Annotated in this window: 12 protein-coding genes; 5 read left to right on the forward strand and 7 right to left on the reverse strand. The window is 72.8% G+C overall.

Annotated features, from left to right (window positions below; genetic code table 11):
* Positions 1 to 7: 7 nt before the first annotated feature.
* Complete coding sequence (gene metH / locus ACZ7PG_RS39380) at positions 8 to 3571, reverse strand: methionine synthase (protein WP_470244281.1); 3564 nt, start codon at positions 3569 to 3571, stop codon at positions 8 to 10.
* Positions 3572 to 3609: 38 nt separating this feature from the next.
* On the opposite strand from metH, the gene ACZ7PG_RS39385 reads away from it, so the two are divergent.
* A complete protein-coding gene (locus tag ACZ7PG_RS39385; RefSeq protein ID WP_470244282.1) occupies positions 3610 to 4515 on the forward strand; it encodes a PAC2 family protein in 906 nt (301 codons plus the stop codon).
* 19 nt (positions 4516 to 4534) lie between these two features.
* Here ACZ7PG_RS39385 and ACZ7PG_RS39390 read toward each other — a convergent pair whose 3' ends face one another.
* Positions 4535 to 5470 (reverse strand): phosphotriesterase family protein, encoded by a 936-nt coding sequence (locus ACZ7PG_RS39390; RefSeq protein WP_470244283.1) that lies wholly within the window; start codon positions 5468 to 5470, stop codon positions 4535 to 4537.
* A gap of 38 nt (positions 5471 to 5508) precedes the next feature.
* On the opposite strand from ACZ7PG_RS39390, the gene ACZ7PG_RS39395 reads away from it, so the two are divergent.
* A complete protein-coding gene (locus ACZ7PG_RS39395; protein ID WP_470244284.1) occupies positions 5509 to 6054 on the forward strand; it encodes a CGNR zinc finger domain-containing protein in 546 nt (181 codons plus the stop codon).
* Here ACZ7PG_RS39395 and ACZ7PG_RS39400 read toward each other — a convergent pair.
* From ACZ7PG_RS39400 to ACZ7PG_RS39410, 3 genes are read right to left on the reverse strand one after another with little or no spacing between them, the layout of a single operon-like run.
* Positions 6049 to 6882, reverse strand: coding sequence for a metallophosphoesterase family protein (locus ACZ7PG_RS39400; protein WP_470244285.1), 834 nt, complete (start codon positions 6880 to 6882; stop codon positions 6049 to 6051). The genes ACZ7PG_RS39395 and ACZ7PG_RS39400 overlap by 6 nt on opposite strands.
* A complete protein-coding gene (locus tag ACZ7PG_RS39405; RefSeq protein WP_470244286.1) occupies positions 6846 to 8108 on the reverse strand; it encodes an MFS transporter in 1263 nt (420 codons plus the stop codon). The genes ACZ7PG_RS39400 and ACZ7PG_RS39405 overlap by 37 nt, the downstream gene beginning before the upstream one ends.
* Positions 8105 to 8692, reverse strand: coding sequence for an ArsR/SmtB family transcription factor (locus tag ACZ7PG_RS39410; RefSeq protein WP_470244287.1), 588 nt, complete (start codon positions 8690 to 8692; stop codon positions 8105 to 8107). Before ACZ7PG_RS39410 ends, ACZ7PG_RS39405 begins: the two co-directional genes overlap by 4 nt.
* A 145-nt stretch (positions 8693 to 8837) precedes the next feature.
* Here ACZ7PG_RS39410 and ACZ7PG_RS39415 point away from each other — a divergent pair, with 145 nt between their 5' ends.
* Positions 8838 to 9314, forward strand: coding sequence for a MarR family transcriptional regulator (locus tag ACZ7PG_RS39415; protein WP_470244288.1), 477 nt, complete (start codon positions 8838 to 8840; stop codon positions 9312 to 9314).
* Between the two features lie 157 nt (positions 9315 to 9471).
* Positions 9472 to 11103 carry an ABC-F family ATP-binding cassette domain-containing protein gene (locus tag ACZ7PG_RS39420; RefSeq protein WP_470244289.1) on the forward strand — a complete coding sequence of 544 codons (1632 nt, stop codon included), beginning with the start codon at positions 9472 to 9474 and terminating at the stop codon, positions 11101 to 11103.
* Positions 11104 to 11155: 52 nt separating this feature from the next.
* On the opposite strand, the gene mshC is transcribed toward ACZ7PG_RS39420, so the two are convergent.
* Complete coding sequence (gene mshC, locus ACZ7PG_RS39425) at positions 11156 to 12394, reverse strand: cysteine--1-D-myo-inosityl 2-amino-2-deoxy-alpha-D-glucopyranoside ligase (RefSeq protein WP_470244290.1); 1239 nt, start codon at positions 12392 to 12394, stop codon at positions 11156 to 11158.
* 71 nt (positions 12395 to 12465) lie between these two features.
* Positions 12466 to 13224 (reverse strand): MerR family transcriptional regulator, encoded by a 759-nt coding sequence (locus ACZ7PG_RS39430; protein ID WP_470244291.1) that lies wholly within the window; start codon positions 13222 to 13224, stop codon positions 12466 to 12468.
* A gap of 125 nt (positions 13225 to 13349) precedes the next feature.
* On the opposite strand from ACZ7PG_RS39430, the gene ACZ7PG_RS39435 reads away from it, so the two are divergent.
* A complete protein-coding gene (locus ACZ7PG_RS39435; protein ID WP_470244292.1) occupies positions 13350 to 14669 on the forward strand; it encodes a hypothetical protein in 1320 nt (439 codons plus the stop codon).
* The last annotated feature ends 193 nt before the right edge of the window (positions 14670 to 14862 follow it).

Consider the following 14862-nt stretch of genomic DNA (forward strand, 5'->3'; position numbering starts at 1 on the left):
AGTCTCCTCAGGTGTTGAAGTACTTGGCTTCCGGGTGGTGGCAGACGATCGCGTCGGTCGACTGCTCGGGGTGCAGCTGGTACTCCTCGGACAGCTTCACGCCGATGCGGCCCGGCTCGAGGAGCGCGACGATCTTCGCCCGGTCCTCGAGATCGGGACAGGCGCCGTAGCCCAGTGAGAACCTGGCTCCACGGTAGCCGAGCTTGAAGAAGTCCTCGACGTCCTCGGGGTCCTCTGAGGCGACCGCCACACCGCCGGGCAGGGTCAGCTCGCCGCGGATGCGGCAGTGCCAGTACTCGGCCAGCGCCTCGGTGAGCTGGACGCCGAGGCCGTGCACCTCGAGGTAGTCGCGGTAGGCGTCGGCGGCGAACAGCTCGTTGGCGTAGTCGGCGATGGGCTGCCCCATGGTGACGACGGTGAACGGCACGACATCGACCTCACCGCCGGAGCCGCTCTCGCGCGGCCGGTAGAAGTCGGCCAGGCAGAGCCGCCGGTCGCGGCGCTGGCGCGGGAAGGTGAAGCGCAGCCGCTCGGGCGCGGCCGGCTCCGGCTCGGTGAGCACGACCAGGTCGTCGCCCTCGGCGACGCACGGGAAGTAGCCGTAGACGACGGCCGCGTGGGCCAGGACGCCGTCCGCGGTCAGCCGGTCGAGCCAGTAGCGCAGCCGCGGCCGTCCTTCGGACTCGACGAGCTCGTCGTAGGTCGGGCCGGCGCCGCCGCGGGCCCCCTTGAGGCCCCACTGGCCCATGAAGGTCGCGCGCTCGTCGAGCATCGCGGCGTAGTCGGCGAGGGCGACGCCTTTGACCACGCGCGAGCCCCAGAACGGCGGCACCGGCAGCGGGACGTCGGTGGCGACGTCGGAGCGCGCGGGCGGCGGCCCTTCGAGGGCTTCCTCGTCGGCCTTGCGGGCCTTGCGCGCCTCGGCGATCCGCAGCGAGCGCTCACGGCGTTCCTTGCGCTCCTGGCGCTTCTTGTCCGCGTCGGCGTCCAACAGGGGCGTCTCGCCGCGCTTGGCCGCCATGATCGCGTCCATCAGCCGCAGCCCCTCGAACGCGTCCCGCGCGTAGCGGACGTCGCCGGAGTAGAGGTCGCTCAGGTCGTTCTCCACATAGGACCGGGTCAGCGCCGCGCCGCCCAGGAGCACCGGCCAGCGCGCGGAGACGCCCCGGGAGTTCATCTCCTGGAGGTTCTCCTTCATGATCACCGTGGACTTCACCAGCAGCCCGGACATCCCGATCGCGTCGGCGCCGTTCTCCGCCGCCGCGTCGAGGATGGTCGTGATCGGCTGCTTGATGCCGAGGTTGACCACCTCGTAGCCGTTGTTGGACAGGATGATGTCGACGAGGTTCTTGCCGATGTCGTGCACGTCGCCGCGCACGGTGGCCAGCACGATCCGGCCCTTGCCCGTGTCGTCGCCGGTCTCCATGTGCGGTTCGAGGTGCGCGACGGCCGCCTTCATCACCTCGGCGGACTGCAGCACGAACGGCAGCTGCATCTGCCCGGACCCGAACAGCTCGCCGACGGTCTTCATGCCGGACAGCAGCGTGTCGTTGATGATCTCCAGCGCGGGCCGCTGGTCCAGGGCCGCGTCGAGGTCGTCGGTGAGGCCGTTGCGCTCGCCGTCGACGATCCGGCGCTCGAGGCGCTCGAACAGCGGCAGCGCGGCCAGCTCCTCGGCCCGCGACGCCTTCGTCGACGCCGCGCTCACGCCCTCGAACAGCGCCATCAGCTCCTGCAGCGGGTCGTAGCCCTCGCGGCGGCGGTCGTAGACGAGGTCCAAAGCCACCGCACGCCGGTCGTCCGGGATCCGCGCCATCGGCAGGATCTTCGACGCGTGCACGATCGCGGTGTCGAGCCCGGCCTGGACGCACTCGTGCAGGAACACCGAGTTCAGCACCTGCCGCGCGGCCGGGTTGAGGCCGAAGGAGATGTTCGACAGGCCGAGCGTGGTCTGGACCTCGGGGTGGCGCCGCTTGATCTCGCGGATCGCCTCGATCGTCTCGATCCCGTCGCGGCGCGACTCCTCCTGGCCGGTGGCGATGGTGAAGGTCAGCGCGTCGATGATGATGTCGGACGTCCGCACGCCCCAGTTGCCGGTGATGTCCGCGATGAGCCGGGACGCGATGTCGGCCTTCTTCGCGGCGGTGCGCGCCTGGCCTTCTTCGTCGATGGTGAGGGCGACGACGGCGGCGCCGTACTCGCTCACCAGCTCCATGACCTGGGTGAACCGCGACTCCGGGCCATCGCCGTCCTCGTAGTTGACGGAGTTGACCGCGCACCGGCCGCCGAGGCGCTGCAGCCCGGCCCGCAGCACCGGGACCTCGGTGGAGTCGAGCATGATCGGCAGGGTCGACGCCGTGGCCAGGCGCCCGGCCAGCTCGGCCATGTCGGCGGTGCCGTCGCGGCCGACGTAGTCGACGCAGAGGTCGAGCAGGTGGGCGCCGTCGCGGGTCTGCTCGCGGGCGATCTCCACGCAGTCGTCCCAGCGGCCTTCGAGCATCGCGGTGCGGAACGCCTTCGAGCCGTTGGCGTTGGTGCGCTCGCCGATCATGAGCACGCTGGCGTCCTGCTTGAACGGGACCGCCTGGTACAGCGAGGCCACGCCGGGCTCCGGGCGCGGCCGCCGGGGTACGGGCTTCGTGTCCGCCACCGCGGCGGCCAGCTGCCGGATGTGCTCGTCTGTGGTGCCGCAGCAGCCGCCGACCAGGCCGACGCCGAACTCGCGCACGAACCCGGTGAGCGCCTCGACCAGCGCCTCCGGCCCGAGCGGGTACACGGCGCCGTCCGGGCCCAGCTCCGGCAGGCCGGCGTTCGGCATCACCGACAGCGGCACCCGGGCGTGCTTGGCCAGCTGCCGCAGGTGCTCGCTCATCTCGGCCGGCCCGGTGGCGCAGTTGAGGCCGATCAGGTCGATGCCGAGCGGCTCCAGCGCGGCCAGCGCCGCGCCGACCTCGGTGCCGAGCAGCATGGTCCCGGTCGTTTCGACGGTGATCGAAGCGAGGATCGGCACGGACCGGCCTTCGGCGGCCATCGCCCGCTTCGCGCCGATGATCGACGCCTTGGTCTGGAGGATGTCCTGGGTGGTCTCGACGATCACCGCGTCGACGCCGCCGGCCAGCAGACCGCGGACTTCCTCCTGGTAGGCGTCACGCAGCGTGGTGAAGGGCGCGTGGCCGAGCGTCGGCAGCTTGGTGCCGGGGCCGGCCGAGCCGAGGACGAACCGCGGGCGGTCCGGCGTCGCGAACTCGTCGGCGGTCTCGCGGGCCAGCCGCGCGCCGGCTTCGGCCAGCTCGAAGATCCGGCCGGTGATGTCGTACTCGGCGAAGTTCGCGAAATTGGCCCCGAAAGTGTTGGTCTCGACGGCGTCCGCGCCCGCCTCCAGGTAGCCCCGGTGGACCGAGCGGACCACGTCCGGCCGGGTGACGTTGAGGATCTCGTTGCAGCCTTCGAGACCGGCGAAGTCGTCCAGGCTCAGGTCGTGGGCCTGCAGGGCGGTGCCCATCGCCCCGTCCGCCACCAGGACGCGCGAGCGAAGGGCTTCGAGGAACGGCGACGACACCCGGTCGGACATGCTGAACAGGGTAAGGCCGGTGGTCGTAGGCTGGTCCGGTGAGTGAGCCCGTCGACGAGACCCCGCGGCCGCCTGGCGACCGCCCCGAACCCACCCGGCCAGTGATGGTCGTCGCCTTCGAAGGCTGGAACGACGCAGGTGACGCGGCCAGCCGGGCGGTCGAGCACCTGCAGCTGAACTGGGACGCCACGCCACTGGCCGAACTGGAGCCCGACGAGTACTACGACTTCCAGGTCAGCAGGCCCACGGTCCGGATGGTCGACGGCGTCACCCGCCGCGTCGACTGGCCGACGACAACGCTGTCGGTGTGCCGTCCCGACGGGTTCGACCGCGACGTGGTGCTCGTCCAGGGCCCCGAGCCGAACATGCGCTGGCGCGCCTTCTGCGCCGAGCTGCTGGAGCACATCAAGCAGCTGGACGTCGCGACCGTGGTGACGCTCGGTGCGCTGCTCGCCGACACCGCGCACACCCGGCCGGTCCCGGTCACCGGGACGGCGTACGACAAGGACACCGCGTCGCTCTACGGGCTCGAGATGAACAACTACCAGGGCCCGACCGGCATCGTCGGGATCCTGCAGGACTACTGCGTGCAGGCGGGCATCCCGGCCGTGTCGATCTGGGCCGCGGTGCCGCACTACGTGTCGCACCCGCCGTCCCCGAAGGCGACCCTCGCCCTGCTGCACAAGCTGGAGGACATCCTCGACGTCGAGATCCCGCTGGGCGCCCTGCCCGAGCAGTCCGAGGAGTGGCAGCGCACGGTCAGCGAGATGGCCGACGAGGACGAAGAGATCAGCGAGTACGTCCGCAGCCTCGAAGAACGCGGGGACGCCCAGAGCGAGGTCGAGCCCGAAGAGGTCAGCGGCGACAAGATCGCCGCCGAGTTCGAGCGCTACCTGCGCCGCCGCGGCCGAGGCGGCGGACAGGAAGGCTTCGGCCTGCGCTGATTCGCTCCAAGCCGAGCCGCTACTTCAGCCAGCTGGTGGCGAACGCCCGCGCGGGGTTCGCCACCAGCATGGCGGTGACGACGTCGCCGCCGAGCTGCTTGGTCAGCCGCGGCGCGAGGGTCGTGAGCAGGTAGGACGCGCCCGGCTGGTGGCGGGCCGCCGCGGTCGTCGTGTCGCCGCCCAGCAGGATCTGCCCGCCGTGGCCGGCCTCGACGAGTGCTTCGAGCCCGTCGAAGAGCCGCCAGTCGGTCGCGTGGTTGGCCCGCGACGGACCGTCGAACCCGAGGAACACGCCGGTCTCGGCGACCTCCCGCTGGATCCGGGGGTCCGGGTTGCGGTTGAGGTGCCCGAGGATCACCCGGTCCGGGGGCACGTCGAGCTTCTCGCACAGCAGCTCGGCCACTTCGAGGGCCGCGGTGCCCAGTTCGAGGTGCACCGCGATGGTCGCGCCGGTCTCCTGGTGGGCGATCGCCGCGGCGGTGAGCGTCAGCCGCGCGTGCGAGTCGATCGTGTGGAACGCGCCGGCCACCTTGACCAGCCCGGCGCGCGGGCCGGTCCGCCGCTCGTCCGGCAGGTCGGCGGGCTGGGTGCCCTCGGTCAGGTCGGCGACGAAGACGCGGACCAGGTCGTCGACGACGCGGCTCAGGATCACCGGCGCGTAGTGCTCGGCGCGGTGCAGGCCCGTGGCCGCGACGATGTGCACCCCGACCTCGCCCGACATCCAGGCCAGCTCCCGGGTCCGGCGCGTGAGGCCGTACGGCGTCCACTGCACCAGCGCCTGGCCGCCGGCGCTCCGGAAGGCGAGCAGTTCGTGCGCGGCTTCGGTGGGGTCGTCCAGCTCCTGGCCGGGCAGCAGCTTCGAGGCGAAGAAGAGGTGGTCGTGCGCGTTCGTCACGCCCAGTTCGGCCGGATCGATGTCGCCGAGCACCGTCCGGACCTTCGGTTCACCGGTCACGCCGCCGAGTGTAACGCCTGAGGCGTTACGATGGCGAGGTGTCCGAAGACTTCCGCCTCGACATGGGGGCACCCTGGCTGAACCTGCTCGCCACCCGCGGCCGTCACTTCGGCGCGCAGCCGGTCGAGCGGATCCCGACGGTGGAGCGGCTGCGCGACTGGCTGGCGCTCGTGGAGCTGACGCCACTCGCGCCGGTCACGCACGCCGACCTGCGCGAAGCCCACCGCCTCCGCGAGGTGCTGCGCGAACTCGCGCTGGGCGCGGTCGACGGGGTCGCGCCGAGAGCCGACCAGGTGAGCCCGCTGACGGCGTTCCTCAAGACCGAGCCGATGCACCTGGCCGCGCTCGACCGGCTGCACCGCAGCGCGCCGCCGACGGCGTCGGACGCCTTCGCCCGGCTGGCCCATCAGGCGGCCGACTGGCTCACCGGACCGCTGCGCGAGGACCTGCGGGCCTGCCCGGAGCAGGACTGCCGGGGCGTGTTCGCCGACCCGGGCGGGCGACGCCGCTGGTGTCCCTCCCCCGCGTGCGCCAGCCGGGGCCGGGTGCGCGCGCTCAGGGAGCGGCGGCGCGCGGAATCATGACGGCCAGAGGATCCGGCGCATCGGCACGGCGCCCCGCGCCCGCTTCCGCCACTCGCGCGGGTAGCCGAGCGACACCTCTTCGAACCGCACGCCGTCGGCCTCGGTCGTGCGCGGGATGTGCAGGTGGCCGTAGACGGCGATCTCCGCGCGGTAGCGGACATGCCAGTCCTCGGTCTTCGTGGTGCCGCACCACAGCGCGAAGTCCGGGAAGTACAGCGGCGCGGTCGGGTGGCGGTGCAACGGCCAGTGCGACATCAGGATCGTGCCGTGGTCCTCGGGGATCGCGTCGAGGCGCTCGGTGCTGATCTTGAGCCGGTCCGCGCACCACGCCTGCCGGCTCGGGTACGGGTCCGGGTGCAGGAAGTACTCGTCCGTGCAGACCACCCCGGCCGCCCTGGCCTGGCTCAGGGCCTCCTCCAAGGACTTGCCCTCGGCCGCGGGGGTCCGCCAGCTGTAGTCGTAGAGCAGGAAGAGCGGCGCGATCGTCAGGGGGCGCCCGCCCTGGTGCCAGACCGGGAACTCGTCTTCCGGGGTGAGCACGTCGATCGCGCGGCACTGCTCGACGAGGTACTCGTAGCGGGCCTGGCCGCGAAGCTGGCAGTCGTCGTTCTTCGTGGTCCACAGCTCGTGGTTGCCCGGTACCCAGACGACCTTCGCGAACCGCTCGCGCAGCGTCTTCAAGGTCCCGATGGTCGCCTCGGCCCGCTCGGCCACGTCCCCGGCGACGAGCAGCCAGTCGCCGGGCGTCTCCGGGACGACGTCGTCGAGGATCGGGCCGTTGCCCTCGTGGGTCACGTGGAGGTCGCTGGTGGCGAAGAGGTGCGGCACCCCTCCACCGTAACCATCGAAGTCGGGGAAGTTCCGCGAAACCCGCGCTTCCGGGCCAGCATGAGCACTCCGGCGAAGACGTAGATGCCCGCCTGGATGTTCAGCAGCAGCGCCGGTCCGGTCGTCGAGACCAGCGTGCCCGCCAGCAACGCCCCCACCGTCGTGAACGTCGCGATCGCGGCGAACGCCGTGCTCAGCACCCGGCCGGCCCGCTCCGGGGCCACCGCGCTCTGGATCTCCGACAGCACCCCCGCGCCGGCGGCCACGCCCGGCGCGCCGACCAGGACGAACAAGCCCACGTACAGCCCGAGCGCGGTCGTCACCAGGTACAGGTTCCAGATCACCGCCGACAGCAGGCCCAGCCCGATCGAACCCCAGCCGAGCAGCGCCGCCGGTGCCACCCGCCGCGCCACCGTGGCCAGCGCGAACCCGGCCGCCAGCCCGCCGATCGCCTGCACGCCCCGTAGCAGGCCCGCGTCGGCTTCGCTGCCGCCCAGCACGTTCAGGACGTAGACCACGAACAGCACCAGGAACATGCCCTGCGCCAGGGAGGTGAACACGACCGCGAGGCCGGTCCGCCAGAGCCGGCGGTTGTGGGTGAGCTCGCGCAGACCGTCGAGCCAGGCCCGCACCACCGGTTCGGGCGCGGTGGCCGCCACGGGCGCGCTCACCCGGCGGAACGGCTTGGCCAGCAGCGCCGCCGCCACGGCCAGCACCACCAGGTAGCCGGTGACGACGTGGGCGAGCCCGCCGAAACCGAGCAGCGCGCCGCCCGCCCAGCCGCCGGCCAGCCGCGCGACGCTGCCGTTCACGCTCATCAGCCCGTTCGCCCCGGTGACCTCCTCGATGCCGACCAGCTCCGGCACCAATGCGTTGCGCGCCGGTTCGAACACCGACGCCAGCGCCGCCTGGGCGGCCATCACGGCGTACACCACGACGACGTCGGGCTCGGCCAGCAGCGGCAGCGCCACGACGGCCAGTCCGCAGCAGACGCCGAACAGCACGGCCCGCCGGTTCCAGCGGTCGGCCACGACGCCCGCGACCGGGCTCAGCAGCACCGCGGGCAGCAGGCCGAGCACGATGCTCAGCGCCGTCGTCGCGGCGGAGCCGGTGCGCTGGAAGACGTACAGCGGCAACGCCACCTGCAACATCCATTCGGCCGTCTCGCCGAAGAACGCGGCCACCCACAACCGCGCGAACGCCGGAACCCCCAGCAGCTGCTTCATTCCTCCGCCTTCCCCGAGTGTTCGATGCGCGGGAACGCCCGCAGGCCGACGTGCACCGGGCGCGCGCCCGCCGGCGCGTCGGTCCGGATGGCCCCGACGTAGGGCCGGACCAGTGCGTCGATCGCGTCGGTCAGCCGGGTCAGCTCCTCCGGCGTGACGCGCAGCGAGTAGGAGATGAGCCCGGCCGCCGCCCGCCAGGCCGGGTCCAGGTCGTCCATCGAGTCGAGGTAGCGCTGGGTCAGCTCCTGCTCGTTGGCCAGCGTCGCGCCGACCACCCCGAGCTGGGCCGCCCGGCGGACCGGGTCGTCGTCGATGTCGCCCAGGTCGAGCCCGACCTGCCGGGCGCGCCACGGCCGCTCCCGCCCGTCGTCGCCCTCGGCCCGCTCGACCAGGCCGAACTGCGCGAGCTGACGCAGGTGCCAGCTGCAGTTCGACGCCGTCGAGCCGACCGCTTCGGCGCACTCGCTCGCGGTGCGCGGGCCGACCGAGGTCAGGTGGTGCAGCAGCGCCGACCGCAGCGGGTGGGACAGCGCGCGCAGCAGCTCGACGTCCTCGATCCGCTTGCGCGGCGGCAGCTCGGCCATCTTCGTCCTATCTGAAAGAGTTATTTCGAAAGTTCTCTTTCATAGTTGGTCCCGCCTGCGGGTTTGTCAAGCGGCTCCGCTATCGTTCGCGGGGCAGTCACTGCGCAAGGCAGTGACTGCTTCGTCACCCGACCTTGGATGGACGTTGCCCGACCAGCGCGAACTCGCCACTGCCGCCGCCCTCGCCCTCCCCCGGTTCGTGGGTTCGACCGCGCTCTTCCACGCCGCGGTCGCCGAGCGGATGGCCGTCACCCCGACCGAGCTGCACTGCCTGCACCTGCTCCACGGCGGGGTCAGCGACTCCCCGACCGAGCTCGCGCGGCTGCTCGGGATCTCCACGGGCGCGTTCACGCGGCTGCTCGACCGGATGGCGCAGCACCGCCTCGCCGAGCGCGCCCCGGACCCGGCGGACCGGCGCCGGCTCGTCGTCCGGCCGCTGCCCGACCGGATGGCCGAGCTCGCCGAGCTGTACGCGCCGATGGCGCGGTTCGTCGGCGAGCGGCTGGCGCGGCTGGACCGCCGTCAGCTGGCCGCCCTCGTCGGGTTCCTCACCGACGGCACCGCCGCCGCCGAACAGGCGTCGGGGAACCTGCCGGATGTGACCCAGGCCATAACCAGTTGACTAACTCTACGGTTGTTGCGTTAACCTGGCTCCACTATGAAGAACTGAACCGCGCCCATCCCGCTTCCGAGGCGGCACCCGGTCGAGCCTGACGCTCCCGCGTGCCACGACGCCCGGCGGGATTCCGCTTCTCTTCATCCGGGCCCGGTGATCGCACATGTCTACCCTCTTTCCGTTGCAGGCCAAGGACATCGTCTTCGGCTACGGCACCCGCGTCGTCCTCGACGGCGTCACGCTGACCGCCTCGGCCGGGCAGCGGCTCGGCCTGGTCGGCGAGAACGGCACCGGCAAGTCCACGCTGCTGCGGCTGCTGGCCGGGCTCGAAGAGCCGCGCTCCGGCGAGGTCCGCCGCGGCCCGGACGTCGGGTTCCTGCTGCAGGAGCTGCCGTTCGCCCTGGACGCGACCTTCGCCGACGTCCTCGACGACGCGCTCGCCGAGATCCGCGCGGCCACCGCCCGGCTCGACGAGCTGACCGCGGCGATGACCGACCGGCCCGACGACGAAGGCGTGCTCGACGAGTACGGCCGCGTCCTGGACTGGGCGCAGGCCCACGACCTGTGGGACGCCGACCGCCGCGCGAAGCTCGTCTGCGACGGGCTCGGCCTCGGCGGCATCGAACCCGACCGGCGGCTCGGCACGCTGTCCGGCGGGCAGCGGTCCCGGCTGGGCCTGGCCGCGCTGCTGATCCGGCGGCCGGAAACCCTGCTGCTGGACGAGCCGACCAACCACCTCGACGACGCCGCGATGGACTTCCTGGAACGCCACCTCACCGAGCTGACCGGGATCGTCGTGCTGTCCTCGCACGACCGGGTGTTCCTCGACGCCGTCTGCACCGACATCGTCGACCTCGACCCGGCCGCGGCCGACCGCCAGGCCGGCGGCGCGGTCCGCTACGGCGGCAGCTACTCCGACTACCTCGGGCACAAGAAGGCCGAGCGGGCGCGGTGGGAGCAGCGCTTCGCCGAAGAACAGGAGGAGCTGAAGGAGCTGCGGGAGACCGTCGCGGTCACCGCGCGCGACGTCGCCTATGGCCGCGCGCCCCGCGACAACGACAAGTTCATCCACAAGTTCAAGGGCGCCCGCGTCCAGAAGACGATCTCGCGGCGGGTCCGCGACGCCGAGCAGCGGCTCGAGAACCTGGAACGCGACCAGGTGCGCAAACCCCCGGCACCGCTGCGGTTCCGGGCGGAGCTCACCGGTCACGCCAGCGGCGACGGACCCGCCATCTCGGTGCGCTCACTCGAGGTTCCGGGCCGGCTGAGCCTGCCCCGGCTGGACGTCGGCGCGTCGGCCCGGCTGCTCGTCACCGGCGGGAACGGCGCCGGGAAGTCGACGCTGCTGTCCGTGCTGGCGCGGCGGCTCACGCCCGCGGGCGGCGCCGTCCACTTCGGACACGGTGTGCGCGTCGGCCTGCTGGAGCAGGACGTCACGTTCGCCGACCCGGAGCGCACGGCGGCCCGGGTGTACCGGGACGCGCTCGGCGAGGACGCTCCCCCGCTGAGCCGGCTCGGCCTGCTGGCGTCCCGGGACCTGCGGCAGCCGGTGGGCGCGCTTTCGGTGGGCCAGCGCCGCCGGCTCGCGCTGGCGGTGCTGCTCGCCGACCCGCCGGACGTGCTCCTGCTGGACGAGCCGACGAACCACATTTCGCTCACCCTGGCGGAAGAACTGTTCACGGCCCTGGAGACGGCGCCGGGCGCGGTCGTCATCGCGTCCCACGACCGGTGGCTGCGCCGGGACTGGTCGGGCGACCACCTGGAGCTGGCCGCCGGCCGGCCCGTGGCGGTATAGGTCGTTATACACGAGGAGGGCCCGGCGCGGTGCCGGGCCCTCCTCGTGGTCGTCAGAGGGTGATGCCGAGCAGGGCGTCGACGGCGTCGCGGATCAGGCCGGGCGCCGCCGGGTCCGTGCCGTCGCGGCGCAGGGCCTCGCTCGCCCACGCGTCGATCGCCGCCAGGGCCTTCGGCGTGTCGAGGTCGTCGGAGAGGTGGTCGCGCAGCCGGGAGATCGTGTCCTCGGCGGACGGTCCCGTGGGCAGCGAGACGGCCTCGCGCCAGCGGGCCAGGCGGGCCTCTGCCTCGGTCAGCAGGGTGGCGGTCCAAGCGCGATCGGAGCGGTAGTGGCCGGCGAACAGCGCCAGCCGGATCGCGCCCGGGTCGACCTGGTCGGCCCGCAGCCGCGAGACGAACACCAGGTTCCCACGCGACTTCGACATCTTCTCGCCGTCGAGGCCGATCATCCCGGCGTGCACGTAGTGGCGGGCGAACGGCCCGTCCTTGGCCACGGCCTCGGCGTGCGCCGCGCTGTACTCGTGGTGCGGGAAGATCAGGTCGGAACCGCCGCCCTGGAGGTCGAACCCGAGGCCGAGCCGGTTGACCGCGATCGCGCTGCACTCGATGTGCCAGCCCGGGCGGCCCGCGCCCAGCTCGGACTCCCACGACGGCTCGCCCTCCCGGGCCACGCGCCACAGCAGCGCGTCCAGCGGGTGGCGCTTGCCGGCGCGGTCGGGGTCGCCGCCGCGCTCGGCGAAGAACTTCGTCATGGTCGGCTCGTCGTAGTTCGACTCGTAGCCGAACCTGCCGGTCGCCGAGTGGTCGAAGTAGACGTCCGGGAACTCGGGGTCGTCCGCCCGGTAGGCGGCGCCGTTGGCGAGCAGCTTGGCGATGACCTCGACGATCTCGGGGATGCTCTCCACCGCGCCGACGAACTGCTTCGGCGGGAGCACGCGCAGGGCGGTCATGTCCTCGCGGAACAACGCCGTCTCGCGCATGCCGAGCACGACCCAGTCGTCCTGGTCGCGCGCGGCCCGCTCCAGCAGCGGCTCGTCGATGTCCGTCACGTTCTGCACGTAGTGGACGTCGTGCCCGTTGTCCCGCCACACGCGGTTCACCAGGTCGAAGGCCAGGTACGTCGCGGCGTGCCCCAGGTGCGTCGCGTCGTAGGGCGTGATGCCGCAGACGTACATCCGGGCGGTGGCGCCGGGCGCGGTCGGGCGGATCTGCCCGGTGGCCGTGTCGTGGAGCCGCAGCGGGCGGGGGGTGCCGGGGATGCGGGGCACGTCGACCGATGACCAAGTCTGCATACCCCCGACTGTAAGCGCTGCCCCCGGCGCCCTCCCGCCCGGTGGGACTCCTCCCCCACCTGGAGCAGCGGTTACTGCCGGCGTGCGATGTTCGCCACGATGGCGTCGCGGACGAACTCCCCGACGCCCGGCCGCTGCTCGTCCGCCCGGACCAGGAACCCGAGCTGCACCGGCTCGGTCACGTACAGCTCACCGATCCGCCGCTGCGTCTCGTACGAGCACTCGCCCATGACCCGGGCGAGCATCACCCGGTGCTCCTCGGCGAGGTCCGTCGCCTCGGTGCCATCCGGCGCCCCACCCGCGTCCAGGACGGCTTGCAGACGGCGGACCCAGTCCTGGCGGGCCGCTTCCCCGGCCGCCAGGTCCTCCTTGGACGGTGGGGTCGCGCCCTGCCACTCGGGCGTGTCACCCCACCGCCGCGCGGCCTCTTCCGCGTAGCCGTCCGGCTCGCGGAACCCGCCGAACACTTCGAACTTCTCCTCGGGCGTCAACGCGTTGCCCATGGCTCTCGCCTCCATCGCGCGATCGACGGCCGCGACCATCCGCCCCAGTTCGCCCATCCGCGCGACCAGCAGCTCCCGCTGCTTCTTCAGGTGCGCGCCGGCGTCGATACCGGGGTCGTCGACGAGGGTCGCGATCGTCTCGAGGGGGAACCCGAGCTCCCGGTAGAACAGGATGCGCTGCAACCGGTCGAGATCGTCGTCGTCGTAGCTGCGGTACCCCGAGCCCGTCCGCCCGCTCGGGGTGAGCAGGCCGATCTCGTCGTAGTGGTGCAGCGTCCGGACGGTGACCCCGGCCAGTGCGGCGACCTTGCCCACGGGATGCCCCATCGTTTCCCCTCCTCTGCAGCCTTCCGGCCCTTCCGAAGACCACCGTGGTGCCTCACGCGACGTGAGAGTCAAGCGTCACCCTTCCGTAGCCGTCGCGCCGCGGCGAGCGCGGTTAGCCTGGCTCGATGAGCACGGAGGTCGCGGTGGGCAGCGCGGGCGCCGTGATCGTCCTGGGCGCGCTGGTCGTCGTGGTGCTGCTGCTGCGGCGCCGGAAGCCACGGGTTCCCGCCGCGCCGCCGGTCCTCGGTGACGTCCCCCGGGAGCCGCTGTCCGCCGTGCAGCGGGATTCGCTGCTGGCCAAAATCGAGGAGACGTTCGCCGCGGGCCGGTTTTGCGTCCTACGCGGCGGAAGCGGCGTGGGCAAGACCCACCTGGCCGCCGCGTTCGCCCGCGACTGCCGTTCGCCCGTGGTGTGGGTGGCGGACCCCGCGAACGCCGACCTCGCGTACGCGAAGCTGGGCGGTGCCGACGCCGAAGCGGGCCTGGCGTGGCTCGACGGCCTCGACGACGCTCTCGTGGTCTTCGACGGCGCGACCGACCCGGACGCGCTCAACCGCTGGCTGCCCGCCCGCGCCCGCGTGCTCGTCACGACGACGGTGCCGGACTTCGAAATCCTCGGCGGCACGGTCCCGGTCGGCGGGTTCGACGAAGCCGAAGCGATCCGGTTCCTCGGCGCGCGAGCGGGCCGTGACCCCGACGAGGCCACTGTGGACGTCGTCCGCGAGCTGGGTTGCCTGCCGCTGGCGCTGGCCCAGGCGGGCGCGGTGATCCGCCGGCAGGGTTTCGCAGGCTACTTCGACCGGCTGCCGCACACGCCGCCGCTGGAGCGGGAGCCGGGCGAGACCCACCCGGCCTGCGTCGAGGACACGACGCTCGCGGCGCTGCGGATGGTCGCCGCCCGGGACAGCCGCGCCCAGGTCGTCGCCGAGTTGCTCGCGGTGCTGGCGCCGCGGGGCACGCGCCGCGCGTTGGTGCACCGAGTGGGGCCGGACCCGGTGGCGGTGGACGCGGCGCTCGCCGGTCTGGCCGGAGCGTCCCTGACGGAATTCGACGTGCGCGGCGACGTGGTCGTGATGCACCGGCTGACCCAGCGAGCGGTACTCGGCCGGCTGCACGCGGAAGAGCGGCTCGCCCCGGCGTTGGATCGGGCGTTCGCCGTGGTCGAGGCCCCGGCGCCCGACCTCGTCGGACATTCGGCGGCGCTGTGGCGGCACTTCCGCGCGCTGCCGTCGGCCGAGCTGGCCCCGCGGCTGAGCCGGATCCTGCGGCTGCGGCGCCGGTCGGTCGAGGTGCTGGCCGAGGCGGGTGCGGTAGCCCAGGCCCGCGCGCTGGGCCGCGAGGTGCTCGCGGACCACCACGCGTACCTGCCAGCTGGGCACGAGGACACCGCCCTCGCCGCCCGGACCCTGCACCGGGTGGGTGGGCGGGTTCCCCGGGCCGGTTGAGCGGGCCATCGCGGGGGTGCCGAGGACATCGAGGCCGGGCGCGGTCTCGCATCGGCGGCGCCAAGGCCTTACCCACGCGGGCCTTGGACCGGCCCCGAGCGGGCTCTCGCAGCGCAGGGCGCGCTGGTTGTCCCCGACCACCGCTGCGCCAGGATCACCCAGGTCCGACGGCCGCCCGGCCAGGCTCCCAAGC

Source organism: Amycolatopsis sp. NPDC114504 (genome assembly GCF_055633595.1).

What these genes read in the sequence shown, in the direction of transcription:
- ACZ7PG_RS39420 (WP_470244289.1), top strand. Translation starts at nt 9,472, where the DNA reads ATGTCTACCCTCTTTCCGTTGCAGGCCAAGGACATCGTCTTCGGCTAC.
- ACZ7PG_RS39410 (WP_470244287.1), bottom strand. Translation starts at nt 8,692, where the DNA reads ATGGCCGAGCTGCCGCCGCGCAAGCGGATCGAGGACGTCGAGCTGCTG.
- mshC (WP_470244290.1), bottom strand. Translation starts at nt 12,394, where the DNA reads ATGCAGACTTGGTCATCGGTCGACGTGCCCCGCATCCCCGGCACCCCC.
- ACZ7PG_RS39430 (WP_470244291.1), bottom strand. Translation starts at nt 13,224, where the DNA reads ATGGGGCATCCCGTGGGCAAGGTCGCCGCACTGGCCGGGGTCACCGTC.
- ACZ7PG_RS39435 (WP_470244292.1), top strand. Translation starts at nt 13,350, where the DNA reads ATGAGCACGGAGGTCGCGGTGGGCAGCGCGGGCGCCGTGATCGTCCTG.
- metH (WP_470244281.1), bottom strand. Translation starts at nt 3,571, where the DNA reads ATGTCCGACCGGGTGTCGTCGCCGTTCCTCGAAGCCCTTCGCTCGCGC.
- ACZ7PG_RS39405 (WP_470244286.1), bottom strand. Translation starts at nt 8,108, where the DNA reads ATGAAGCAGCTGCTGGGGGTTCCGGCGTTCGCGCGGTTGTGGGTGGCC.